Source organism: Pseudoxanthomonas fibrivorans (assembly GCF_041464125.1).
Classification (GTDB): Bacteria; Pseudomonadota; Gammaproteobacteria; order Xanthomonadales; family Xanthomonadaceae; genus Pseudoxanthomonas.
On sequence record NZ_JBGNUG010000001.1, the window covers coordinates 2,802,741 to 2,825,595 of the forward strand.

Annotated in this window: 22 protein-coding genes and 3 pseudogenes; 15 read left to right on the plus strand and 10 right to left on the minus strand. The window is 72.4% G+C overall.

The genetic code is table 11. The features are described from left to right. The first annotated feature begins 24 nt into the window (after positions 1-24). A complete protein-coding gene (locus tag ACA089_RS12880; RefSeq protein ID WP_372017372.1) occupies positions 25-768 on the plus strand; it encodes a hypothetical protein in 744 nt (247 codons plus the stop codon). Between the two features lie 69 nt (positions 769-837). Here ACA089_RS12880 and ACA089_RS12885 read toward each other — a convergent pair whose 3' ends face one another. The 3 genes from ACA089_RS12885 to ACA089_RS12895 all read right to left on the minus strand — a co-directional run bounded on the left by ACA089_RS12885 (position 838) and on the right by ACA089_RS12895 (position 3,959). Beyond that, on the minus strand, positions 838-2,100 hold the full coding sequence (locus tag ACA089_RS12885; protein WP_372017782.1) for a heme biosynthesis protein HemY: 1,263 nt from the start codon (positions 2,098-2,100) through the stop codon (positions 838-840). Positions 2,101-2,102: 2 nt separating this feature from the next. Continuing rightward, positions 2,103-3,086, minus strand: a complete 984-nt coding sequence (locus ACA089_RS12890; RefSeq protein ID WP_372017374.1) for a uroporphyrinogen-III C-methyltransferase — start codon at positions 3,084-3,086, stop codon at positions 2,103-2,105. A 114-nt stretch (positions 3,087-3,200) separates the two neighbouring features. Then, positions 3,201-3,959: a uroporphyrinogen-III synthase gene (locus tag ACA089_RS12895; protein WP_372017375.1), complete on the minus strand. Its 759-nt coding sequence runs from the start codon at positions 3,957-3,959 to the stop codon at positions 3,201-3,203. A 38-nt stretch (positions 3,960-3,997) separates the two neighbouring features. Here ACA089_RS12895 and ACA089_RS12900 point away from each other — a divergent pair, with 38 nt between their 5' ends. The 5 genes from ACA089_RS12900 (at position 3,998) to ACA089_RS12920 (ending at position 7,100) form a co-directional block, all read left to right on the plus strand. Next, entirely contained in the window at positions 3,998-4,453 is a 456-nt protein-coding gene (locus ACA089_RS12900; protein ID WP_372017377.1) for a YiiD C-terminal domain-containing protein, read from the plus strand. A gap of 54 nt (positions 4,454-4,507) precedes the next feature. Next, positions 4,508-4,927 (plus strand): hypothetical protein, encoded by a 420-nt coding sequence (locus ACA089_RS12905; RefSeq protein WP_372017379.1) that lies wholly within the window; start codon positions 4,508-4,510, stop codon positions 4,925-4,927. Positions 4,928-4,994: 67 nt separating this feature from the next. Further along, the gene (locus ACA089_RS12910; RefSeq protein ID WP_372017381.1) at positions 4,995-5,432 is read left to right on the plus strand and encodes a rhodanese-like domain-containing protein; all 438 of its coding nucleotides are present in this window, start codon (positions 4,995-4,997) and stop codon (positions 5,430-5,432) included. Positions 5,433-5,526: 94 nt separating this feature from the next. Beyond that, positions 5,527-6,048 (plus strand): protein-export chaperone SecB, encoded by a 522-nt coding sequence (gene secB, locus ACA089_RS12915; protein ID WP_372017383.1) that lies wholly within the window; start codon positions 5,527-5,529, stop codon positions 6,046-6,048. Positions 6,049-6,065: 17 nt separating this feature from the next. After that, positions 6,066-7,100 (plus strand): NAD(P)H-dependent glycerol-3-phosphate dehydrogenase, encoded by a 1,035-nt coding sequence (locus tag ACA089_RS12920; protein ID WP_372017385.1) that lies wholly within the window; start codon positions 6,066-6,068, stop codon positions 7,098-7,100. 245 nt (positions 7,101-7,345) lie between these two features. Here ACA089_RS12920 and ACA089_RS12925 read toward each other — a convergent pair whose 3' ends face one another. The 4 genes from ACA089_RS12925 to ACA089_RS12940 all read right to left on the minus strand — a co-directional run bounded on the left by ACA089_RS12925 (position 7,346) and on the right by ACA089_RS12940 (position 10,094). Further along, positions 7,346-7,900: an OmpO family porin gene (locus ACA089_RS12925; protein ID WP_372017386.1), complete on the minus strand. Its 555-nt coding sequence runs from the start codon at positions 7,898-7,900 to the stop codon at positions 7,346-7,348. Between the two features lie 154 nt (positions 7,901-8,054). Then, a complete protein-coding gene (trmL, locus tag ACA089_RS12930; RefSeq protein ID WP_372017388.1) occupies positions 8,055-8,531 on the minus strand; it encodes a tRNA (uridine(34)/cytosine(34)/5-carboxymethylaminomethyluridine(34)-2'-O)-methyltransferase TrmL in 477 nt (158 codons plus the stop codon). 45 nt (positions 8,532-8,576) lie between these two features. After that, the gene (locus tag ACA089_RS12935) at positions 8,577-8,957 is read right to left on the minus strand and encodes a hypothetical protein (protein WP_372017389.1); all 381 of its coding nucleotides are present in this window, start codon (positions 8,955-8,957) and stop codon (positions 8,577-8,579) included. Between the two features lie 399 nt (positions 8,958-9,356). Continuing rightward, on the minus strand, positions 9,357-10,094 hold the full coding sequence (locus tag ACA089_RS12940; protein WP_372017391.1) for an SDR family oxidoreductase: 738 nt from the start codon (positions 10,092-10,094) through the stop codon (positions 9,357-9,359). 102 nt (positions 10,095-10,196) lie between these two features. Here ACA089_RS12940 and ACA089_RS12945 point away from each other — a divergent pair, with 102 nt between their 5' ends. From ACA089_RS12945 to ACA089_RS12955, 3 genes are all read left to right on the plus strand, one after another. Continuing rightward, on the plus strand, positions 10,197-13,061 hold the full coding sequence (locus ACA089_RS12945) for a M16 family metallopeptidase (RefSeq protein WP_372017393.1): 2,865 nt from the start codon (positions 10,197-10,199) through the stop codon (positions 13,059-13,061). Positions 13,062-13,197: 136 nt separating this feature from the next. After that, positions 13,198-13,515, plus strand: a complete 318-nt coding sequence (locus tag ACA089_RS12950; protein ID WP_372017395.1) for a DUF4156 domain-containing protein — start codon at positions 13,198-13,200, stop codon at positions 13,513-13,515. Positions 13,516-13,608: 93 nt separating this feature from the next. Next, a complete protein-coding gene (locus tag ACA089_RS12955) occupies positions 13,609-14,625 on the plus strand; it encodes a 3-oxoacyl-ACP synthase III (RefSeq protein ID WP_372017397.1) in 1,017 nt (338 codons plus the stop codon). 123 nt (positions 14,626-14,748) lie between these two features. On the opposite strand, the pseudogene ACA089_RS16390 reads toward ACA089_RS12955, so the two are convergent. Next, positions 14,749-14,856: pseudogene (locus ACA089_RS16390) on the minus strand (SEC-C metal-binding domain-containing protein); the annotation flags it as partial. Positions 14,857-14,976: 120 nt separating this feature from the next. Then, positions 14,977-15,501, minus strand: a pseudogene (locus ACA089_RS12960) (UPF0149 family protein); the annotation flags it as partial. A gap of 108 nt (positions 15,502-15,609) precedes the next feature. Here ACA089_RS12960 and ACA089_RS12965 point away from each other — a divergent pair. Beyond that, complete coding sequence (locus ACA089_RS12965) at positions 15,610-16,521, plus strand: alpha/beta fold hydrolase (RefSeq protein ID WP_372017400.1); 912 nt, start codon at positions 15,610-15,612, stop codon at positions 16,519-16,521. 330 nt (positions 16,522-16,851) lie between these two features. Here the strand turns inward: ACA089_RS12965 and ACA089_RS12970 are convergent, their stop codons facing one another. Then, entirely contained in the window at positions 16,852-17,235 is a 384-nt protein-coding gene (locus tag ACA089_RS12970; RefSeq protein ID WP_372017402.1) for a YkgJ family cysteine cluster protein, read from the minus strand. Between the two features lie 133 nt (positions 17,236-17,368). Here ACA089_RS12970 and oleC point away from each other — a divergent pair, with 133 nt between their 5' ends. The 5 genes and pseudogenes from oleC (at position 17,369) to ubiB (ending at position 22,842) form a co-directional block, all read left to right on the plus strand. Continuing rightward, positions 17,369-19,063 carry an olefin beta-lactone synthetase gene (oleC, locus tag ACA089_RS12975; protein ID WP_372017404.1) on the plus strand — a complete coding sequence of 565 codons (1,695 nt, stop codon included), beginning with the start codon at positions 17,369-17,371 and terminating at the stop codon, positions 19,061-19,063. Continuing rightward, positions 19,060-20,067 (plus strand): 2-alkyl-3-oxoalkanoate reductase, encoded by a 1,008-nt coding sequence (gene oleD / locus ACA089_RS12980; RefSeq protein ID WP_372017406.1) that lies wholly within the window; start codon positions 19,060-19,062, stop codon positions 20,065-20,067. The genes oleC and oleD overlap by 4 nt, the downstream gene beginning before the upstream one ends. A 67-nt stretch (positions 20,068-20,134) precedes the next feature. Continuing rightward, positions 20,135-20,293, plus strand: coding sequence for a DUF1328 domain-containing protein (locus tag ACA089_RS12985; protein ID WP_162375829.1), 159 nt, complete (start codon positions 20,135-20,137; stop codon positions 20,291-20,293). Positions 20,294-20,462: 169 nt separating this feature from the next. Continuing rightward, positions 20,463-21,187: pseudogene (locus tag ACA089_RS12990) on the plus strand (ubiquinone biosynthesis accessory factor UbiJ). Further along, positions 21,184-22,842, plus strand: coding sequence for a ubiquinone biosynthesis regulatory protein kinase UbiB (ubiB, locus tag ACA089_RS12995; RefSeq protein WP_372017408.1), 1,659 nt, complete (start codon positions 21,184-21,186; stop codon positions 22,840-22,842). The pseudogene ACA089_RS12990 and the gene ubiB overlap by 4 nt, the downstream one beginning before the upstream one ends. Positions 22,843-22,855 lie beyond the last annotated feature (13 nt).

Below are 22,855 nucleotides of genomic sequence, written 5' to 3' on the forward strand. Positions count from 1 at the left end.
ATGGGCGGGAACAGGGAGAGGGGGATGCGGGTCCGGGCCGCGTTGCTGGCCGGCATGCTGGCCGGGCCGGCGCAGGCGTCGACGGTGATGGAAGTGGACCATGTCTGCCCGGTCGGCGGCGAGCATTTCCGCCAGGAGATGGCCGGCTCGGGCACCGCCTTCGGCCACTACCTCGACGGCCAGCTGCACGGACCGATCATGTCGCCGTGGCCGCTGGCCAAGTGCCCGGGCAATGGCTTCGTGATTTACCGCGACGGTTTCACCCCGGCGGAGATCGAGGTGCTGGAGTCGTTCGTCCAGGGCCCGGAATACCGGCGGCTGCGCGACGTCGAGACCAGCTACTGGCTGGCCGCACGCCTGCAGGAGGCACTCGGCGTCCCGCTCGCGGAGCGGGCGGGCACGCTGCTGCGCGCGACCTGGCAGGCGTCCCCGGAGCAGTATCCGCGCTACGTCGAAGCCGCGGGTGCGGCCTTCGCCGCGGCGTGCCCGGACGATGCCGCGCCTGACGCCCGCGACGAACCTTGGCTCTACTGCCAGCTGATCCGCGCCGAGTGGGAACGCCGCACCTCGCGCTTCGACGCCGCGCGCACCCGGCTGCTGGGCTTGCAGCTGCCGGCACAGGGACTGGACGACGAGGCCGTGCGCGGCCAGTTGCAGGCCGAGATCGCGCAGCAGCTCGCGCTGGTCGCCGAGGGCGACGCGCGCAGGACGTTGGCGGTGGAGGCCGGAAGCGACGCCTCCGGCGCGGGCGAGCCGGGGACCCGGTGACACGTCCGGCGGTGGACGCCGTGGCAGCCGCTGCACGCGCGACGGGGGCATCTGCGCGCCCGGTGTGTGTCAGTCCTTGAGACGCGGGATGCCGTGGGCGTCGCGATCCTCGCTGACGGCCAGGTCGTAGATCCGCTCGCGCAGGTCGCGGCCGGGCAGCTCCTCGGCCGCCTCGCCGCGCGCCGCATGCAGCGCATTGGCGTAGGCGCGGCGGGCCAGGCCCTCCTCGCCCGCAGCCGCGAAGCCGGCACCCATTTCCTCCCAGGCGTCCGCGCCGGCGCCCTGCGCCAGCGCGCGATGCAGGAAGTCCTGCGCCTGCAGCCACTGGCCCTGCTTGCGGGACAGCCGGGCCAGTGCGACCAGCAGGGCCGGGCTGGCCGGGTGCGCCTGCAGCCAGCGCTGTGCGCTGGCGCGGCGCGAATCGACGTGGCCGATCGGCAGGCGTCCGTAGAGGTCGGCGAGTGACTCGTCCCAGCGCGCATCGAGCGCCTGCTCGAGGTGGCGCAGTGCCGCTTCGTCCCAGCGCAGCCCGGCGGCGCGCTCGGCGTACGCGGCCACCACCGACGGCTCGGTGCGCAGCGGCTTGGGCATCGCTTCCCAGCGTTCGGCCAGCAGGTTCGCGTCGCTGGCCTCGTGCAGCGACTGCGCCGCCAGTTCCATTTCCAGGCGGGCCAGGTCGGTCTCGGGGAGCACGCCCTGCTGGCGCAGTGCGCCGAGCAGGCCGTAGGCCTCGCCGGCGCGGCCGATGGCCTTGAGCGCTCGCACGCGCAGCAGCAGCCCGCGCGGCGGCAGTGGCTGCGCGGCAGCCACGTCGAGCGCGTTGATCGCATCCACCGGAAGCCCGCGTTCGAGCAGGCGCTCGGCCGCGAGCATGGCGTGCGCCGCCGGATCGCGAGCGGCCAGTGCCGCCAGGCGGGCCTGCGCGGCGGGTTCGTCGCCGCGGGCATCGGCCGCACGCACCGAGGCGGCCAGTGCGATCGCACCGGCCTCCCGGTCGTCCCCGGCCGCGGCCAGCAGGCGATCGGCGCGGGACCAGTGGCCGCCCTGGTAGGCGCGCAGGCCCTCCAGGAGCCGCGCACGGCCCTGGCGCTTGCGATAGCGGCCCCAGATCCGGAACGGCAGGCGCAGCAGGGACCACAGCGCGGCCAGCAGCAGCCATGCCAGCAGCAGCAGGAGCGCGGCGCGTGGCAGCGTGGTGCTGTAGTCGTAGCCGCCGCTGCGCACGATGACCTGGCCGAGGTCGGAGGTGGTGTGCTGCGCGAGCCATTGCGCCCCGAGCACCCCGACCACGGCCACCGCCAGCAGGACCACCAGCCACTGGTAAGGCTTCATGTTCATGGCATGTCCCTCCCGTCGCGCAGGGCACGCAGCTGCTGCAGGGTGCTGCCGAGCAACGGCGACTGCGGCTGCAGCGGAGCCTCGCGCATGGATTCGAACCCGGCCACAACTTCACGCAGCGCCGGTGAATCGGGCCACAACCGCGTCGTCCAGCGCGCGGCGCGGTTCAGCGCCGTGCGGAACGCGTCGACGTCGCCACGCTCCAGCGCCGCGCGCGCAAGCGTCACTTCGAGCTGCAGGGCATCCTCGCCTTCGCGCCGCTGCGCGTCGCCGACCAGCGCCTGGCCGTTGGCCGGGCGGATTTCCAGCAGGGGCGAGAGCAGGCGCTGCCACCACGGCCGGCGACCGGCACCCGCGTCGGCCGGAAGCTCCCGCGGCAGCCTGGCCAACCGGGCGTCCAGTTCGCGCAGCCGGCCGGCCAATGTCGCCCGCGGACCGGCACCCAGGGCGTCGAGCGCCGCGCGCTCGGCCGCCAGGGTCTGGCGCAGGTTGATCAGCGAAGGGTCGTCGAGGCCGTCGAGCATGCCCGCCGCCAGGCCGTAGGCGCGGCGTGCGCCATCGATGTCCGCGGCCAGCTGCAGGCGCTGCGCGCCCGCCACCAGTGCGAGCTCGGCCTCGTCCAGGCGCAGCGCCTGGTGGCCTTGCCGGCTGTTCGCATCCAGCCGCGCCACCGCTTCCTCGAGCAGGGCGTTGCGCTGGCCCAGGCCGAGCACTTCGTCGCGCAGCACGCGGCTGGAAGCGGCGGCGTCCTGGAGCAGGCGGCCCTGCGCACGCAGGTCGCCGCGCAGCGTGTCGATGCGCTGGCCGAGTGCGTCGATCTGGCGGGCGTCCTCCTGCGCGCGCAGGCGTGCCTGATCCTGGCGCTGCTGCCACGACTGCCAGCCGTACCACGCGGCCGCTCCCGACGCCAGCACCAGCAGCGCCGGGACGAGCACGCGCCAGGGGACGCGGCGGGGGGCAGCGGGAGAAACCTCGTTCACGGGAGCGTCCTTGTCCAAGGGCCCCTGCCGCAGCGTCGACCGTGACGCGCGTCGCGCCGGAAGCCCTGCGTGAAAGGATCGCTTGGCGCCGGTGGCGCTGCAAGCGCGCGCGGTTCAGCCCGGGCCGAGCGCGCTGGCGGCCGCGCCGGCCAGCGCGGCCGGACGCGGGCTTCCGGCCGACACGACCCGCTGCCAGCCCAGGTCGCTGGCGATCGCCGCCAGGCGTTCGCTGGCCGCGACCGCGGTCGCGCTGCGCAGGGCGCGGGCCGCGTCCGGCGGCAACTGCCCCAGCACGAGCCGCAGCGCCTGCTCGCTGCTGAGCGCGAGGCAGGCTGGCGCGTCCAGCGCGGCGAGGCGGGCCACGGCGCTCCCGGACAACGGCACCGGCACGCGGTCGTAGACGTCGGCACGCACCACCTCGGTACCGCGCGCGGCCAGCGCGGCGGCGAGCAGGCCGCGACCTTCGGGTGCGGTCACGAGGCCGACGCGGGTGGCCGCGGCGAGCGCCGGCAGCGCGAGCAGGCCTTCGCTGTCCATGCGCGACGGCGCGCGGGCGTCGGCGATGCCGGCACGGCGCAGCGCTGCGGCGGTGCCGGCGCCGACCGCCAGCCAGTGCCGGCCCGGCTGCGCGGCCAGCGGGACGAGCGCGGCGGCGGCACGCACCGCGGCGGGGCTGGTGAAGACCAGCACCGGCGCGCGCAGCGCGACCTCCAGCCGGCCCCGGCTGGCCTCGTCATGGCGCGGCTGCAGGCGCCACGGCGACAGCGGCAGCAGGCCGCCACCGTGGCGCGCGGCGGCGCGCCGCATCGCCGCATGCTCGCCCTGGGCGCGCAACGACACGAGGTACCAGGCGGGCGGACGCGACGCGGGCATTGCGGCATTATGCGGGCCCCGCCAGCGGCAGAGGCACGATGAGCCCGTCCGATTCCCTCGATGCGTTGCGCGTCCACCTGCGTTCGATTCCACAGGTGCGGGCGATGCAGGTCGACGTCGACGACGAACGCGACGGGCGCCTGTGCCTGTCGGCACCGCTGGCGCCGAACGTCAACGACAAGGGTTCGGCCTTCGGCGGCAGCCTGGTGTCGCTGATGACGCTGGCCGGGTGGGCACTGGCGACGCGGCGCCTCGCCCAGGCCGGGTTGAAGGCCGACGTCTACGTGGCCGACAGCCAGGTGCGTTACCTGGCGCCGCTGCACGCGGACCTGCGCGCCGAGGCCTGGCTGGAGGAGGGGGACTGGGACACCTTCGTCGCCACCTTCCGCCAGCGCGGCCGCGCGCGCTGCCGGATCGCGGCCTGCGTGCGGCTGCCCGGGGGCGAGGAGGCGACCGTGTTCAGCGGGCGCTTCGTCGCGCTGGCGGCCGGCTGAACCCTCCCCCGGGGCGGCTGCTAGGATGCGGCGCATCCATCCGGGAATCGTCGCATGCGCGCCACCACGAGCCTCCTGCTGTCCCTGGCCTTCGGGCTGGCGCTGGCGTCCCCGGCCGCCGCCGCCGGCAGCTCCCGCAAGCTCGAGCAGGCGCAGACGGTGTACTCCTCGGCGATGCGCTGGAGCGACTACGAGGCGGCGTGGCAGATGGTCGACCCGGACGTGCGCGCCGCCCAGCCGCTGACCGACCTGGAGCTGGAGCGCTACCGCCAGTTGCAGGTGTCCAGCTACCGGGAAGGCAGCAACGGCGAGCTGGAAGACGGCACCGTCGTGCGGCCGGTCGAGATCGGCGTGATCAACCGCCACACCCAGGCCGAACGCATGCTCCGCTACCAGGAGCGGTGGCGCTGGGATCCGAAGGCCAAGCGCTGGTGGCAGATGGCCGGCCTGCCGGACTTCTGGGAAGGAAAGTAGCGCAGGGTCGCGCCGGCGGGGCTGTGCGACAATCGCCGCCCGTTCCGTTCCAAGACCGCGAGCCGCCGTGAATTTCGAGACCCTGATGGCCTTCTTCGGCCGCAACCCGATGCTGTCGCTGGCGCTGGCGGGCCTCACCGTGGCCATTCTCTACACCGAGGTCGCGCGCCTGTTCCGCGGCTACAAGGCGCTCAAGCCGGCCGGACTGACCGCACTGGTCAACCAGGGCGGCACGCTGGTGGTGGACCTGTCGGCGATCGCCGACTTCGAAAAAGGCCACATCCCCGGCAGCCGCAACGTGATCCCCAGCCAGTTCGACCCGCAGGGCAAGCTGCTCGCGGGGGCGAAGCAGTCGCCGGTGGTGCTGGTGTGCCGCAACGGCATGGCCTCCGACGCCGCGGCCAAGAAGCTCAAGAAGGCCGGCTTCGAGCAGGTCTACGTGCTCGATGGCGGCACCGCGGCCTGGGATGCGGCCGGCCTGCCCCTGGTCAAGGGCCGCGCCTGACCCCGCCGCCCGGCCACGCCCGGGCCGGCATGCCATAATCCGGCGTTCATTCCGATCACGCTGATCGCTACCTACGCATTCTGGAGTTTGTGAAATGTCCGACGAAACCACCAACGGCGCCGCCCCCGTCCAGCAGGATGCCGCCGCCGGCCCGGCCTTCAGCGTCGAGAAGATCTACGTCAAGGACGTTTCCTTCGAAGCTCCCGGCGCTCCGGGCATCTTCAGCGAACAGGGCCAGCCGGACCTGCAGCTCAACCTCAACCAGCGCGTGCAGCGCCTGAACGAGGCGCTGTTCGAGGTCGTGCTGACCGTGACCCTGACCTGCAAGGTCGGCGACAAGACCGCCTACGTGGCCGAAGTGGAGCAGGCCGGCGTGTTCGGCCTGGTCGGCCTGCAGCCGCAGGCGATCGACGTGCTGCTCGGCACCCAGTGCCCGAACATCCTGTTCCCGTACGTGCGCCAGATCGTCGGTGACCTGATCCAGGCCGGCGGCTTCCCGCCGTTCCTGCTGCAGCCGATCAACTTCGACGCGCTGTACGCCGAGACCCTGCGCCAGCGCCAGTCGCAGGGCCCGGGCGCCGACCTGGCCTCGGCCGAACCGGCCGGCAACGCCTGAGTCCCGAAGTCCGGCCGATGACCGCGGCTGCTGTCGTGCCCGACGCCCTCGCGGTCCTCGGAGCCGGTTCCTGGGGCACCGCGCTGGCCACCCTGGCCGCGCGGAACGGCCTGGCCACCACGTTGTGGGGGCGGGATCCGGCGATGGTCGCGGCGATCGACCGCGACCACCAGAACACCCGTTACCTGCCGGGCATCGAACTGCCGGCCGCGCTGCGTGCCACCACCGACCTGGCCGATGCCGTCCGCGGCGCCGCCTGGGTGCTGGTCGTGGTGCCCTCGCACGCCTTCACCGAAACCCTGCATGCGCTGCGGCCGCTGCTGCCGGCCGGTGCCGGCGTGGCCTGGGCGACCAAGGGCTTCGAGCCCGGCTCGGGCCGCTTCCTGCATGAGGTCGCCGAGGACGTGCTCGGCCCGGACGTGCCGCTGGCGGTGGTCACCGGCCCGTCGTTCGCCAAGGAAGTCGCGCTCGGCCTGCCCACCGCGGTGACCGTGCACGGCGCCGACGCCGAATTCGCCCAGGTCGTGGCCGACGCACTGCACGGCCCGGCCTTCCGCGCCTATACCGGCAACGACATGGTCGGCGCCGAGCTGGGCGGCGCGATGAAGAACGTACTGGCGGTCGCGACCGGCGTGGCCGACGGCATGGAGCTGGGCCTGAATGCCCGCGCCGGCCTGATCACCCGCGGCCTCAACGAGATGCTGCGGCTGGCCGCGGCGATCGGCGCGCGTCCGGAGACCCTGATGGGCCTGGCGGGCCTCGGCGACCTGGTGCTGACCTGCACCGGCGACCTGTCCCGCAACCGCCGCCTGGGCCTGGCCCTGGGTCGCGGCCAGGCGATGGACGAGGCGATCCGCCAGATCGGCCAGGTGGTGGAGTCGGTGCAGACGGCCGACGAGGTCATGCGCCTGGCCGGTCGCCACGGCGTCGAGCTGCCGATTTCGGCCGGCGTGCAGGCGGTGCTGCACGGGGACATCACCCCGGTCGACGGCCTGCGCCAGCTGCTGTCGCGCGAGCAGAAGCCCGAGTATCCGGACACCCTGTTCCGTTGAGGCATCGCCCCGCGTCGGGCGGGAGTTCCTTCGAGATTCCGCAGCGCCTGCGATGGCGTGGGCCTGCCTTGCCCGTCACTCGCGTTCGAGCGCGACCACGCGCCTGCGTTCCGGTGCACGGACGACGCGCATAAAAAGAGCCCGGCTTGCGCCGGGCTCCGGTCTGGCGTGGGGGAGGGATCACGCCAGTAGAACAAGCCGGGAAGCGGGGAGAGAGGACCGCCCCCGGCTCTTGCACGCGGTGCTTACCAGCTGAAGCGCGGGCCGACGAACCACTGGGTATCGCCGTCGACGAACTTCACGTCGCCGCTCACGCCCCAGTTCTGGTTGAACTTGGCCTGGGCGCCCACGCGGCCGTAGAACTCGCCGTCGTAGGTGTCGCCGTCCTCGTAGCCGGCCATGACGTAGCCTTCGAAGTTCGGGTGCAGCGCGCCGCGCACGCCCACTTCGGCGCTCCAGCCGTCGAAGTCGAAGCCGCTGCCGGCATCGAACTTCTCGTAGGCCACGCGGGTGACCAGGTCGGCGGCCGGGGCGATCTCGCGGTTGTAGCCCACGCCCGCGCGCCACTGGTCGAAATCGATCGAGGTGTTGTCGAGCTCCTGGTTGCTGTAGCCGCCGAACAGGTGGAAGTTGGGGGCGATGGCCACCGAGCCGTTCAGGCCCCAGCCGTCGGCATCGGCGCCGTCGGTGTTGGTCGCGGCGTAACCGCCCTCGACATAGTTGTAGGAGACGCCCTCGGCGGCCGAGGCGGCGAACGGAGCGGCGAGCAGCAGGGTCAGGGCAAGCAGGGACTTCTTCATTGTTCTATCGACCTCTATGTCGGTTGTTTTGTCCCGGCCTTCGACCGGCCGGTGTGCGCAATTATTCGTGACACGGCTCAATCCAGCCTGAATATCAAACTGAGCAGTACATAAATTAGGCGTTCCGATCCGGAACTTCGGGCCTTGCACCGGCTCAACCGGCGCCGGCGAATCCGGCCTGGCGCCAGGCCTCGAACACCACCACCGCGACCGCGTTGGACAGGTTGAGGCTGCGGTTGCCCGGGCGCATCGGCAGGCGCAGCTGGTGGTGCGGAGGGACGGCGTCGAGGACCGGCTGCGGCAGGCCCCGGGTTTCCGGGCCGAACAGGAAGGCGTCCCCGTCGGCGTAGCGCGGCTGGTCGTGGCGGACCTGGCCACGGGTACTGAGCGCGAACAGCCGCTGCGGCCGGATCGCCTCGAGCGCGGCGTCCAGGCTGGCGTGCACCTGCACGCGGGCGAACTCGTGGTAGTCCAGGCCGGCGCGCCGCAGCTGCTTGTCCTCCATCGCGAACCCGAGCGGTTCGACGAGGTGCAGGCGCGCGCCGGTGTTGGCACAGAGCCGGATCACGTTGCCGGTGTTCGGCGGGATTTCCGGCTGGTAGAGCAGGACGTCGAAAACAGGATCGTGCATCGCGGCGATTGTATGCGGGCCCTGCCCGCCGCCGCGCGGCGGCGGTCAGGGCAGGGTGACGGCGACGGTCTCGGCCAGCAGGTTGGACGCCAGCTGGGCGGTCAGGGCCCGGGCCTGTTCGGCGGCGATGATCGCGGCGCGCTCGGCCAGCTGCTCGGCGGACGGGTGCACGTTGATGGCCGGCAGGTCGACGATGCGGGCGACGAAGGCCTGGGTGGCCAGTTCGGCGCGCAGCGCGGCGTCGGGGCGGACGGTGACGGCGGGGAGGTCGACGATGTGGTCGACGCGGGCCAGTTCGACGTCGGGGCGGACGGTGACGGCCGGCAGGTCGACGATGTGGTCGACGCGCGGGGTCTCGGCATTGGCGGACAGGGCGGCCAGCGACAGGATCAGGCTCATCGCGGCGGAGAGGGTCTTGGCGTTCATGGCGTGCTCCGGTGTTGTGTAGCGGTGGTGTGGTAGTAAAGTAATACACCTAACCAGCAAGCGCAAGCAGAAGTTCTGGATTCCCCTCTTCTGTTCACCATCCGTTCAGTAGATGTTCGGGTGGCGGTGCGGCACCTGTAAGCAACGCATGCCTCGTGCCAACCTTAAGTGGTTGTTGCTTCAAGTATTTTTCAGGTGTCCGCGGTGTCCGGCGGTCTGCGCGGACGTCCGGCAGGGCAACATCAGGGACGCGCAACCTGCCGTCGGACCTGTCGGCGCGAGGGCTTCAGGGCCCAGCCAGTGCAGCCGCAGGCGTACGAGGGCCGCCCTGGGCCGGCCGGGTACCGCCTATAGATGAGCGGGTGCGCCGATGCCGGTCGGGGACCGGTCGCCTGATCCCTACCAGGGCAGCTCGCGGCCCTGGCTGTCGAGGAAGCGGCCGCTGTCCGCGGCGTCCAGCCGGTCGATCACCGCGAGCAGCGCGCTGACGGCGTCTCCCGCCGCGGTCGTGGCCTGGGCGCCGCCCATGTCGGTGCGCACCCAGCCCGGATGCAGCGCCACGACGACGATGCCACGCGGCGCGAGTGCGCGGCCGAGCAGCACGCTGCCCATGTTCTGGGCGGCCTTGCCGATGGCGTAACTGGGCGTGCGGAACTCGGTGCGGCGGGCGAGCGAGCCGATCTCCGACGACAGGTTGGCGACGATCGCGCCCCGCTGCGAGGTGCCGGCATCGGCCAGGAATGGCGCCACGCCCTGGGTCAGCAGGAACGGGCCGGTCGCGTTGGTGCGCAGGCTCGCCTCGAGGTCCGATTCGGCCACCGTGCCGAAGCGTTCGCCGCCCTGCAGGACGCCGGCGTTGTTGAGCAGCAGCCCCAGCCGGGCGCCCTCCAGCACCAGGGGCAGCTCGCGGACCAGTTCGTCCCGGCTGCGTGCGCTGGACACGTCCAGGGGCAGCACATGCAGGCGGCCGGGGTGCTCGCCGGCAAGGGTGTTCAATGCGGTGGCGCGGCCGGGGTGCCGGCAGGTCGCGACCACCCGGTCGCCGCGCGCCAGCAACTGGCGGACGAACTCCAGCCCCAGCCCGCGGCTGGCGCCTGTCACCAGGCACTGGAGATCTGCGTGGATCGGCTCCGGCATGGGTGCCTCCGGCGGGACGGCCCGGCCCGCATGGCTTGTGGCCTAGTGTAAAGGCCGGGGCCGCTGGGTAGGATCGGCGTTCATCTCTCGAGGAGCGTCACCATGACGGTAGCCCGTCGGCCGCGCACGGCCGCCCTAGTACTGGCCATCACCGCTTCGCTCGGCGTCGCCGCCCTGGCGCCTTCGCCGGCCCTGGCCGCCAAGGCCGCCGCGTCCACCGGCGGGCAGCTGGTCCCCTACGAGGAGTTCACCCTGCCCAACGGGCTGCGGGTGATCGTGCATACCGACCGCAAGGCGCCGATCGTCGCGGTGAACCTCTGGTACCACGTCGGCAGCAAGGACGAGCCGGCCGGCCGCAGCGGCTTCGCCCACCTGTTCGAACACCTGATGTTCAACGGCTCGGAGAATTACCGCGGCGAATTCTTCGAGCCTTTCGAGCTGGCCGGCGCCACCGACCAGAACGGCACCACCTGGCTCGACCGCACCAACTACTTCCAGAACGTGCCGACCACCGCGCTGGACATGGCGCTGTGGATGGAGTCCGACCGCATGGGCCACCTGCTTGGCGCGATCGACCAGAAGGTGCTCGACGAGCAGCGCGGCGTGGTCCAGAACGAGAAGCGCCAGGGCGAGAACCAGCCCTACGGCCAGGCGGACGACGAGATCTACCGCGCGCTGTACCCGAAGGGCCACCCGTACCACCACAGCACGATCGGCTCGATGAACGACCTCGACGCCGCGTCGTTGGAGGACGTGAAGAACTGGTTCCGCGCCTGGTACGGCCCGAACAACACGGTGCTGGTGCTGGCCGGCGACATCGACGTGGCCACGGCGAAGGAGAAGGTGTCGCGCTATTTCGGCGACATCCCGGCCGGCCCGACGATGCAGCGGGTGAAGGCGGGCCCGGTCGAGCGCGCCACCTCGCGGGCGACGATGACCGACAAGGTTCCGCAGGCGCGCATCCACCGTGCCTGGAGCGTGGCCGGCTACGGGGATGCCGACCTCGACCGGCTGATGCTGCTCGGCCAGGTGCTCGGCGGCAGCAAGAGCTCGCGCCTGGACCGTCGCCTGGTGCACGAGGACAAGCTGGTCGACAAGGTCAGCGCCTACGTGCAGCCGTTCGAGCTCGCCTCCACCTTCTACATCACCGCCGACGTGAAGCAGGGCGTGGACCCGGCCCGGGTCGAGGCCATCATCGACGAGGAACTGCGGAAGCTGCTGGCCGAGGGCCCGACCGCAGGCGAGCTCGAGCAGGCGCAGACCATGATCCGCGCCAGTTTCGTGCGCGGCGTGGAGCGCATCGGCGGCTTCGGCGGCAAGGCCGACGCGCTGGCCGAGTGCGCGGTGTACACGAAGGACCCGGGCTGCTTCCGCACCAGCCTGGACGTGATCGCCGACGCCACCGCCGGAGACCTGAGGAAGAGCGGCGCGCGCTGGCTGGGCGACGGGTCGCACACCCTGGTCGTGGTGCCGGGCGACCGTACCGTGCTCGAGGAGGAACCCTCGCCGACGCCTGCGCCGTTCGTGCCGGGCAAGCCCGAGGCGAAATACACGACCACCGCATCCACGGTCGATCGCAGCAAGGGCGTGCCGGTGCCGGGAAGCTTCCCGGACCTGAAGTTCCCGGCGCTCGAGCGGGCCACGCTGAGCAATGGCACCCGGGTGATCCTCGCCCGACGCGACGCGGTGCCGGTGGTGCAGTTCAGCTACGAGTTCAAGGGCGGCTTCGCCGCCGACCAGGGCCGCAAGCTGGGTACCTCCAGCTTCACCATGGGCATGCTCGACGAGGGCGCGGGCGACCTGGACGCGCTGGCCTTCGCCAACCGCGCCGAATCGCTGGGCGCGGTGTTCGCCGCCGGCGCCTCGCTGGACGGCGGCAATGCCTACCTGTCGGCGCTGAAGGAGAACCTGGACGCATCGCTCGGGCTTTACGCCGACATGCTGCGCCAGCCGCGCTTCGACCAGAAGGAGATCGACCGGGTGCGCGCGACCTGGATCGCCGGCATCAACCAGGAGAAGGCGCGCCCGAACGGCGCCGCGCTGCGCGTGCTGCCGCCGCTGCTGTACGGCAAGGACCATCCCTACGCGATCCCGTTCAGCGGCAGCGGCACGGAAGCGTCGATCGGTTCGCTGACCCGTGACGACCTCGTCGCGTTCCAGAAGCAGTGGGTGCGCCCGGACAACGCCACGCTCATCGTGGTCGGCGACACCACGCTGGAGGAAGTCGTGCCGCTGCTGGAGAAGCACTTCGGCGACTGGAAGCCCGGTGCGCCGGCCGTGGCCGCCGCCGCGCTGCCGGAGGTCAAGCGTCCGGCCAGGCCGGCCGTCTACCTGGTCGACCAGCCGGGCGCGGTGCAGGCCACGATCCTGGCGGGCCAGGTCGTGCCCTCGACCAAGGACGCGGGCGCCATCCGGTTCGACTTCGCCAACTCGGTGCTCGGCGGCGAGTTCACCTCGCGCCTGAACATGAACCTGCGCGAGGACAAGCACTGGGCGTACGGGGCCTACAGCAGCGCCCCGGGTGCGATCGGGCAGCGGCCGTGGATCAGCTTCGCGCCGGTGCAGATCGACAAGACCGCCGAGTCGCTCCGGGAGCTGGACCGCGAGATCCGCGAGTACGCCGGCGGCAAGGCGCCGCCGAAGGCCGAAGAGGTGGCCAAGATCCAGGCCAGCGAGATCCGCAGCCTGCCGGGCGCCTACGAGACCGGTCGCGCGGTGATGGGCACGATCGGCGGCATCGTCCGCTATGACCGTCCGGACGACTACGTGTTCAAGCGCAAGGACGAGATCGAGGCACTGACCGTGGACCAGGTGAAGCAGGCCGCAGCCACGCTCGATCCGGACAAGCTGGTCTGGGTCGTGGTCGGCGACCTCGAGCAGGTCGAGGCGCCGGTGCGCGCGCTGAACCTGGGCGAGGTCCGCGTGGTGGATGCCGACGGCAAGCCGGTGGCGTCGGCGAAGAAGTAGGTCCTTACAGGGGTGGCGGCTCCACGCCGCGCCGCCACCCCGATATCCACCCGCGCACCCTCGCGGTCCGCTCCCGTACCGTTCACGCGCCCGCGGTCACCCTTGCCCTCAGCGCCCCGCCACTGGACTCCTGCCCATGCTCCGACCCCTGACTGTCCTGCTGCTGCTCCTGCCGCTGTCCGCCTGCACCTGGGTGGCGATCAAGCCGGAGGCCAAGCAGGTCCGGGTCGTCGCCGCGGGCGGGGCGCCGGCCGGCTGCACCAAGCAGGGCGAGATCGAGGTGTCGGTCAAGCACAGCGTGGCCTTCTACGATCGCGACGCGGTGAAGGTGCGCGACGAGCTGGAGACCCTGGCCCGCAACGAGGCCGCCGCGCTGCCGGCGGACACCATCCAGCCGCTGGGCGATCCGGCGGGCGGAACCCAGCGGTTCTCGGCCTGGCGCTGCGGCGGCTGAACCCCCGCGGCGGCCACGCCATACGTAAAGGTGCGGTGAAGGCGGTCAGCCGGTAGAATCGGTGACCCTTTCGCCCCACGGGCGTGGATTGCCATGCTTTTCAAGAACGTCTCGATCGCGGGGCTGGCGCATGTCGATGCGCCGCATACCCTGACCTCGCAGGAAATCAACGCGCGGCTGAAGCCGACCCTGGACCGCCTCGGCATCCGGGTCGACGTGCTCGGCGACATCGCCGGCATCCACGCGCGGCGCCTGTGGGACCATGACGTGCAGGCGTCCGACGTGGCCACCCTGGCCGCCCGCAAGGCCCTGGCCGACGCCGGCGTCGGCGTGGACAAGGTCGGCCTGCTGGTCAACACCTCGGTCAGCCGCGACTACCTCGAGCCGTCCACCGCCTCGATCGTCTCGGGCAACCTCGGCGTGTCCGACGAGTGCATGACCTTCGACGTCGCCAACGCCTGCCTGGCCTTCATCAACGGCATGGACATCGCCGCGCGGATGCTCGAGCGCGGCGAGATCGACTACGCGCTGGTGGTGGATGGCGAGACCGCCAACCTGGTGTACGAGAAGACCCTGGAGCGGATGACGTCCCCGGACGTGACCGAACAGCAGTTCCGCGACGAGATGGCCGCGCTGACCCTGGGCTGCGGCGCCGCCGCGATGGTCCTGGCCCGCCGCGAGCTGGTGCCCGACGCGCCGCGCTACAAGGGCGGCGTGACCCGTTCGGCCACCGAGTTCAACCAGCTGTGCCGGGGCAACCTGGACCGCATGGTCACCGATACCCGCATGCTGCTGATCGAAGGCATCAAGCTGGCGACCAAGACCTTCGCCGCGGCCAAGGTCGCGCTGGGCTGGGCGGTGGACGAGCTGGACCAGTTCGTGATCCACCAGGTCAGCCGGCCGCATACCCAGGCCTTCATCAAGTCGCTGGGCGTGGATCCCAAGAAGGTCATGACCATCTTCGGCGAGCACGGCAACATCGGCCCGGCCTCGGTGCCGATCGTGCTGAGCAAGCTGAAGGAGCTCGGCCGCCTGAAGAAGGGCGACCGCATCGCCCTGCTCGGGATCGGTTCGGGCCTGAACTGCTCGATGGCCGAGGTGGAGTGGTAGCCGCCGCCTCCGGCGGCTGACGCGAAGGGCCGGCCTGTCCGGCCCTTTTCTTTTCGCGGGTGCGGTACGGCGCTGTTTCCGGTCCGCACGGGATGCCGGGTCCGCTTCAGTGGGCGGCGGGGCTCACTCCGTCCCGCAGCACTTCTTGTACTTCTTCCCGCTGCCGCAGGGGCAGGGATCGTTGCGGCCCGGGCCTTCTTCGCGGCGGATCGGCGTGCGCGGCGTCAGTGCCTCGACGTGGTGGTGGTTGAGGTCGGCCAGCATGCCCGGCAGGTCCATCACGATCCCGAGCCGGTCGCGATAGCCGAGCGGCGTGGGCGCCTTCGCCGGATCCTCGGCGACCTCGCCGGTGACCAGGCGTTCGAGCAGGTCGAAGATCTCCTCGATCCATTCGTTCTCGTCCAGCCACTGGTCCCATCCGGCTTCGCGCAGGCCCACGCCCTCGAAGAAGCCGAGCGCCCATTCGCGGCCGACGTCCAGTTCGTCCTCGCCCAGCGCATCCTCGCCCTGCTCCGGGTCCTCCGGCAGCCACATCAGCGGCATCAGGTGGTCGGGCAGGTCTTCCTCGCCGCGGCGCGCGCGCGCGGCGCACATGTTCCAGTGGCCGAGCAGCAGGGTCTGCACGTCCTGCGCCTCGCTGGCGCTGCCCCAGTTCGGCTCCTTGCCGCCCCACACGACCGGTTGCCACTCCTCCGGCGGCACGGGCGACGGCGCCACCACCAGCGCCGACAGGAAGCCGTCCAGCGCCTCCAGGTTGAAGCCGCGGAACGGAACGGCGCGTTGTTCGAGCAGCGCGGAAAGCCGTTCGATCTGCGCGTCGTCGAGGTAGGGCGGGGGCGTGGCCATGGCGGGCGTGGAGCGGGAAGGGGCGTGCATGGTAGTCCCTGCGGGGCGCCAAGGGGCCGGAATCCGCTCCCGGATCGCCGGCCGGCGGGGGCGCGCGCTGGCCTACAATGCGCGGTTTCCGCGCAAACCGGCTGCCCCGTGTCCCAGTTCCCCGGCTATCCCGCCCATCCGAAGCGCTTCGAGGTCCGTCCCGGCATCTCGATGTCCTACCTGGACGAGGGCCCGCGCGATGGCGACATCGTGGTCGCCCTGCACGGCAATCCGTCGTGGAGCTACTACTGGCGCACGCTGGTGCCCGGGCTCGCCGACCGCTACCGCGTGATCGTGCCGGACCATGTCGGCATGGGCCTGTCCGACAAGCCCGACGACTACCTCGCCTCCTCGCCGCGCTACGACTACACGCTGCAGTCGCGGGTGGACGACCTGGAGGCGCTGCTGCGCCATGCCGGCGTCGACGACGCCACGCCGGTCACGCTGGCCGTGCACGACTGGGGCGGCATGATCGGCTTCGGCTGGGCGCTCGCGCACGCCGCGCAGGTCAAGCGGCTGGTGGTCCTCAACACCGCCGCGTTCCCGATGCCGGCCGACAAGGCCATGCCGTGGCAGATCGCGCTGGGCCGCGACTACTTCGTCGGCGAGATGGTGGTGCGCGGGTTCAATGCGTTCTCCGCCGGCGCGTCGTGGCTGGGCGTGGAGCGGAGGATGCCGGCGGACGTGCGCCGCGCCTACGTGGCCCCGTACGACTCGTGGAAGCACCGCATCGCCACGATCCGCTTCATGCAGGACATCCCGCTGTCGCCGAAGGACGCGGCATGGCCGCTGCTGGAGGCGGCCGGCAGGGCGCTGCCGTCCTTCGCCGACCGCCCGGCATTCATCGGCTGGGGCCTGAAGGACTTCGTGTTCGACCACCACTTCCTCGCCCGCTTCCGTGCCGACCTGCCGGATGCCGAGGTCCACGCGTTCGAGGATGCCGGCCACTACGTGCTGGAGGACAAGCACGAGTTGCTGGTGCCGGCGATCCGCCGCTTCCTCGATACCCACCCGCTCTAGCGGAGGGCCGGCGCCGCCGCGGGGGCTGCTCGCCCGCGGCCAGAACCGCCGGCGCGGTCCCGCCGCCGAACAGGTGTTCGCGGATGGGGCGGCGTGGAAGCCGCCGGCCTGGAGCACGAGGCCGGAGCGGCGGTCGCCCAGGTGCTGCTGGCCCGGGCCGACGTGATGCGTGTGATGGAGCCACCGCAGTGCCGGGTGCGGGCGCCGCGCCTCGGCGCGCACCTGGGCCACCTGCGCATGCCAGCGCCGGCGTGCCCGGCCGCCATCGCTCCAGGGCGCCCTGCGGGTCGACCGCCGGTCGTGCCGCCGCGCCTGCGACGGCGCCGGGGCTCAGGCCGCCGGCAGGGGATTGCGCTCGGCGTCGGCGACGCCGGCCCAGTCGGCTTCGGTCAGTGCGTGCAGGCCATGCGCCAGCCGCGACTTGTCGCATTGGGGACTGCGTTCGCCGAACTCCAGCGAGGCCGGCACCGCGGCGCAGACCGACGGCCGGCGGTCGTGGATGGTGCAGCGGCTGTAGCGGCCGATGTCGGCATCCAGGGCGATGCAGCGCGGCTTGGACTGCGAGGTGCCGCGCATGACCCGCTCGTGGCTGCGCAGGCTGTCGGTCAGCTCGACCGGCACCCGTCCGCCCAGCGAAGGATCCGCCTCGCTCCAGTGGAAGCTGACGCGGAAGAAGGCGCAGCAGGCGCCGCAGGACAGGCAGGGGTGGGCCATGGAAGCCGGGCCTTGCGCGGCGATCGTGAGGAGGGGGCGCGGCATTCTGCCGCAACCGCCACGCCGCGCAAGCGCGCCCGCTTCAGCTTCGTGCAGGGGCGGGCGCGTGCGTGGGATGGGCGATAATCGGCCGATGACGCAACCCGACCTTGCCACGGCGCCGCCGCGGCTGGCCTGCAACATCGCCGCGGCGCTGCCGCGGCTGGCCGCCGAACGTCCCGACCAGCCCGCGATCCGCTGCCCCGGCGGCCGCGCCGCGGGCGGCGGCCTGGCCCGTTACGACGTCGTCCTCGACTACCGCGCGCTGGATGCGCGCAGCGACGCGATCGCCGCCGGCCTGGCCCGCCACGGGATCGGCCGCGGCATGCGCACCGTGGTGATGGTGCGGCCCTCGCCCGAATTCTTCCTGCTGATGTTCGCGCTGTTCAAGGCCGGGGCGGTGCCGGTGCTGGTCGACCCGGGCATCGACCGGCGCGCGCTGAAGCAGTGCCTGGACGAGGCGCAGGCCGAGGCCTTCATCGGCATCCCGCTCGCGCACCTGGCGCGGCGCGTGCTGGGCTGGGCCGGGTCGGCGCGGCACCTGGTGACCGTCGGGCGCCGCTGGGGCTGGGGCGGGACCACGCTGGCGCGGGTCGAACGCGACGGTGCGAAGGCCGGACCCCAGCTGGCCGACACCGCACCGGACGACGTGGCCGCGATCCTGTTCACCAGCGGCTCGACCGGCGTGCCCAAGGGCGTGGTCTACCGCCACCGCCACTTCGTCGCCCAGGTCGGGATGATGCGCGAGGCGTTCGGCATCGAGCCCGGTGGCGTGGACCTGCCGACCTTTCCGCCGTTCGCGCTGTTCGATCCTGCGCTGGGCCTGACCTCGGTGATCCCGGACATGGATCCGACCCGCCCGGCGCGGGCCAACCCGGAGCGCCTGCACGACGCGATCCGCCGCTTCGGCGTCAGCCAGCTGTTCGGCTCGCCGGCGCTGATGCGGGTGCTGGCCGACCACGGCCGGCCGCTGCCGACGCTGCGCCGGGTGACCTCGGCCGGTGCGCCGGTGCCGCCGGAGGTGGTCGAGAAGATCCGCACGCTGCTGCCCGACGAGGCCCAGTTCTGGACGCCCTATGGCGCCACCGAATGCCTGCCGGTGGCGGTGATCGAAGGCCGCGAACTGCAGGGCACGCGCGCGGCGACCGAAGCCGGCGCCGGCACCTGCGTCGGCCGGCCGGTGCCGCCGAACGAGGTCCGGATCATCGCCATCGACGACGCGCCGGTCGCCGACTGGTCGGGCGTGCGCATCCTGGCGCCGGGCGAGGTCGGCGAGATCACCGTCGCCGGCCCCACCGCCACCGACAGCTATTTCAACCGCGACGCCGCCACCCGCGCGGCGAAGATCCGCGAGGCGCTGGCCGGCGGCGGCGAGCGCGTCGTGCACCGGATGGGCGATGTCGGCTATTTCGACGCGCAGGGCCGGCTGTGGTTCTGCGGCCGCAAGACCCATCGCGTGGAGGCCGCCGACGGGCCGCTCTACACCGAACAGGTCGAACCGGTGTTCAACGTGCACCCGCAGGTGCGCCGCACCGCGCTGGTCGGCGTCGGCGCGCACGGCGCGCAGCGCCCGGTGCTGTGCGTGGAGCTGGCCGAAGGCATCCATGCCGGCGAGTTCGCGCGCATCGAAGGCGAACTGCGCGCGATCGGCGCCGGCCACGCGCACACCGCGCGGGTGGCCACGTTCCTGCCGCACCCGGGGTTCCCGGTCGACATCCGCCACAACGCCAAGATCGGCCGCGAGACGCTGGCCGGCTGGGCCGCCACCCGCCTTGGAGCGAATGCATGAAGATCCTGGTCACCGGCGGCGCCGGTTTCCTCGGCCAGGCGCTGTGCCGCGGCCTGCGCGAACGCGGGCACGAGGTGGTCAGCTTCCAGCGCAGCCATTCGCCGGCGCTGGCGGCGCTGGGGGTCGGCCAGGTGCGCGGCGACCTTGCCGACGCGAACGCCGTGGCGCACGCGGCGGCCGGCGTCGACGCGGTCTTCCACAACGCCGCCAAGGCCGGTGCGTGGGGCAGCTACGACAGCTACTTCCAGGCCAATGTCGTCGGCACCCGCAACGTGCTGGCCGCGTGCCGCGGCCACGGCATCGGCCGGCTGGTCTACACCTCCACGCCGAGCGTGACCCACCGCGCGACCCATCCGGTGGAAGGACTCGGCGCCGACGAGGTGCCGTACGGCGAGGACTTCCAGGCGCCCTACGCGGCGACCAAGGCGATCGCCGAACAGGAGGTGCTGGCCGCCAACGATCCGGCGCTGGCCGTGGTCGCGTTGCGGCCACGGCTGATCTGGGGCCCGGGCGACGCGCAGATCCTGCCGCGGCTGGTGGAGCGCTCGCGCGCCGGCCGCCTGCGCATCGTCGGCAGCGGCCGGAACCTGGTCGACACCACCTACATCGACAACGCGGCGCAGGCCCACTTCGACGCGTTCGAGCACCTGCGGCCCGGCGCGGCGTGCGCGGGCAAGGCGTACTTCATTTCCAACGGCCAACCCAGGCCGATGGGCGAACTGCTCAACGCGCTGCTGGCCGCCGCCGGCGCCCCGCCGGTGGACAGGCACCTGTCCTTCAAGGCCGCCTACCGCATCGGCGTGGTCTGCGAGCGCCTGTGGCCGTTGCTGCGCCTGGGCGGCGAACCCCCCATGACCCGCTTCCTCGCCGAGCAGCTGAGCACGCCGCACTGGTACAGCATGGAACCTGCGCGCCGCGATTTCGGGTACGTGCCGCAGGTGTCCTTTGACGAGGGGCTCACAAGGCTGAAGGCCGCATGGCAGCCGGCGGCGGCCATCACCTGATCACCACCGCCCGGTCCGCACTATCCCCCGCAACCGCCCGGAGTGGCGCTCACCGAGGGATGCCCCGATGCTTCATTACGCCGTCGTCTTCTTCGTCATCGCCGTCATCGCCGCGCTGCTGGGTTTCAGCGGCATCGCCGGCGCCGCCACCAACATCGCCTGGATCCTGTTCGTCGTGTTCCTGATCCTGGGCGCCGTTTCGCTGCTGCGCGGCCGCAAGGTCTAGCAGCGCCCGCACGGAGGGAGCTCGCCGCCCGGGCCGTGACCGTACCGGCGCGCGGCAGGCAGGGATGCCGGATGACGGGCGGGGCCTTGGGCCCCGCCCGTCTTTTTTTCTGCGGGGCGTCGGCACCGCGGCGGCGGGGCGTCGATGCCTTGCCGGTAGAATGGCGGCCATGCCGACGCCCCTCGATGCCCTCAAGCCGCTGGCCGGACGCGCCCTGGAAGTGGCGCTCAACCGCGCCGTGGCGCTGGACCCGGACACCCGCGACGCGCTCGCGGCGCTGGACGGGCGCCGCATTTCGCTGGCGCTGCAATCGCCGCCGCTGGCCCTGGAGATCGGCGTGCACCGCGGTTACCTGCAGGTCGGCCCGCCGTTGCGCGAGGCGGACCTGGCGGTGCGCGGAACCGTGGGCGGACTGCTCGGGCAGTTGCCCTTCTTCTCCGGCGCCCGTCCCGGCGGCCGGCTGCATGTGTCCGGCGATGCCGAGCTGGCCCAGCGCCTGCAGCGGCTGGCGGCCGGGTTCGACCCNTGCCCTTCTTCTCCGGCGCCCGTCCCGGCGGCCGGCTGCATGTGTCCGGCGATGCCGAGCTGGCCCAGCGCCTGCAGCGGCTGGCGGCCGGGTTCGACCCGGACTGGCAGCAGCCGTTCGTCGCCGCCTTCGGCGAGATCGTCGGCGTGCAGGTCGCCAGCGCGGCGGCCGCGGCGTTGCGCGGCGCGAAGCGGACCGCCGAAGGCCTGGCCCGATCCGGGGCCGAATACCTCACCGAGGAAAGCCGCGACGTGGTCGCGCGCGCCGAGCTGGCGGCGTTCAACGACGACGTCGATGCGTTGCGCGACGACGTCGAGCGCATCGCCGCGCGCATCGCCCGCCTGCCGCGCGTGGAGGTGGCCCGGTGAGGGCCGCGCTGCGCGCCTGGCGGATCGGCCGGGTGGTCCTGCGCTACCGCCTGGATGAACTGCTCGACGACACCCCGGCGGAGCGTTGGCTGAGGCTGGGCAAGCCGTTCGCGCCGCGCGCGCCCGCCGCGATCGCGAACCTGCCGCGCGGCGCGCGCCTGCGCCTGGCGCTGCAGGAGCTCGGGCCGATCTTCGTCAAGTTCGGGCAGATCCTCTCGACCCGCCGCGACCTGCTGCCGCCGGACATCGCCGAGGAACTGGCGCTGCTGCAGGACCAGGTGGCCCCGTTCGACGGCGACGCCGCGCGCGCGATCGTCGAGCAGGCGCTGGGCCAGCCGGTCAGCACCGCCTTCGCGCGCTTCGACACCGTGCCGCTGGCCTCCGCGTCGATCGCGCAGGTCCATGCCGCGCGCCTGCACGGCGGCCGCGAGGTGGTGGTCAAGGTGCTGCGGCCGCGCATCGAGAAGCAGATCGCCGCCGACATCGCCCTGCTCAAGTCGCTGGCGGCGCTGGTCGACCGCACCCATCCCAACGCCGACAAGATCCGGCCGCAGGCGGTGGTGGCCGAGATCGAGACCACGCTGGCGGCCGAGCTGGACCTGCAGCGCGAGGGCGCCAATGCCAGCGTGATGCGCCGCCTGTGGGCCGGTTCGCCCGACCTGTACGTGCCGGAGGTGGTCTGGAGCCACACCGCCGAGCGCGCGCTGACCATGGAGCGGGTCAGCGGCATTCCGTCCGATGACGTCGCCGCGCTGGACGCGGCCGGCATCGACCGGCGCGTGCTGGCGGAGAAGGGCGTGCGCGTGTTCTACACCCAGGTGTTCCGCGACAACTTCTTCCACGCCGACGCGCACGCCGGCAACATCTGGGTCGATGACGACCCGGCGCGCCGGCTCGATCCGCGCTTCGTGGTGCTGGACTTCGGCATCGTCGGCCAGCTCTCGGCGCAGGACCAGTACTACCTGGCCGAGAACTTCATGGCCATCTTCCACAAGGACTACCGGCGCATCGCCGAGCTGCACGTGGAGGCCGGCTGGATGCCGGCGACCGTGCGCATCGACGAGCTGGAGGCCGCCGCGCGCGCGGTGTGCGAGCCGTACTTCACCCGGCCGCTGAGCGAGATCTCGCTGGCCGAGGTGCTGGCCAAGCTGTTCCGCACCGCGCAGCGCTACGAGCTGACCCTGCAGCCTCAGCTGATCCTGCTGCAGAAGACCCTGCTCAACATCGAGGGCGTCGGCCGCCAGCTCGACCCCAGGCTGGACATCTGGGCGGTGGCGCAGCCGGTGCTCGAGCGGATCCTGCGCGAGCGCTACAGCCCGCGCCGGCTGATGCGCGAGTTCCGCAAGCGCGCGCCGGAACTGATGACCCGCGCCCCGGAGATGCCGCGGCTGCTGCACGCCTGGCTGGAACAGCAGGTCGAAGGCCGGCACGAGATGGGCATCCGCTCGCAGGAGCTGGCCGAGGTCGCTCGCACGCTGCAGACGATGCAGCGGCGCTCGGTGGCCGCCATCCTCGGCAGCGGGCTGCTGGTGGTGGCCGCGGTGCTGTATGCGCTGGAGGCCGGTGGGCCGCGCCTGTTCGGCGTGCCGCTGTCGGCCTGGATCGCGGGCCTCGGCGGCCTCTGGGCGATCCTGGCGGCGCTGCCGCGGCGGTAGCCGCGACGCCTCG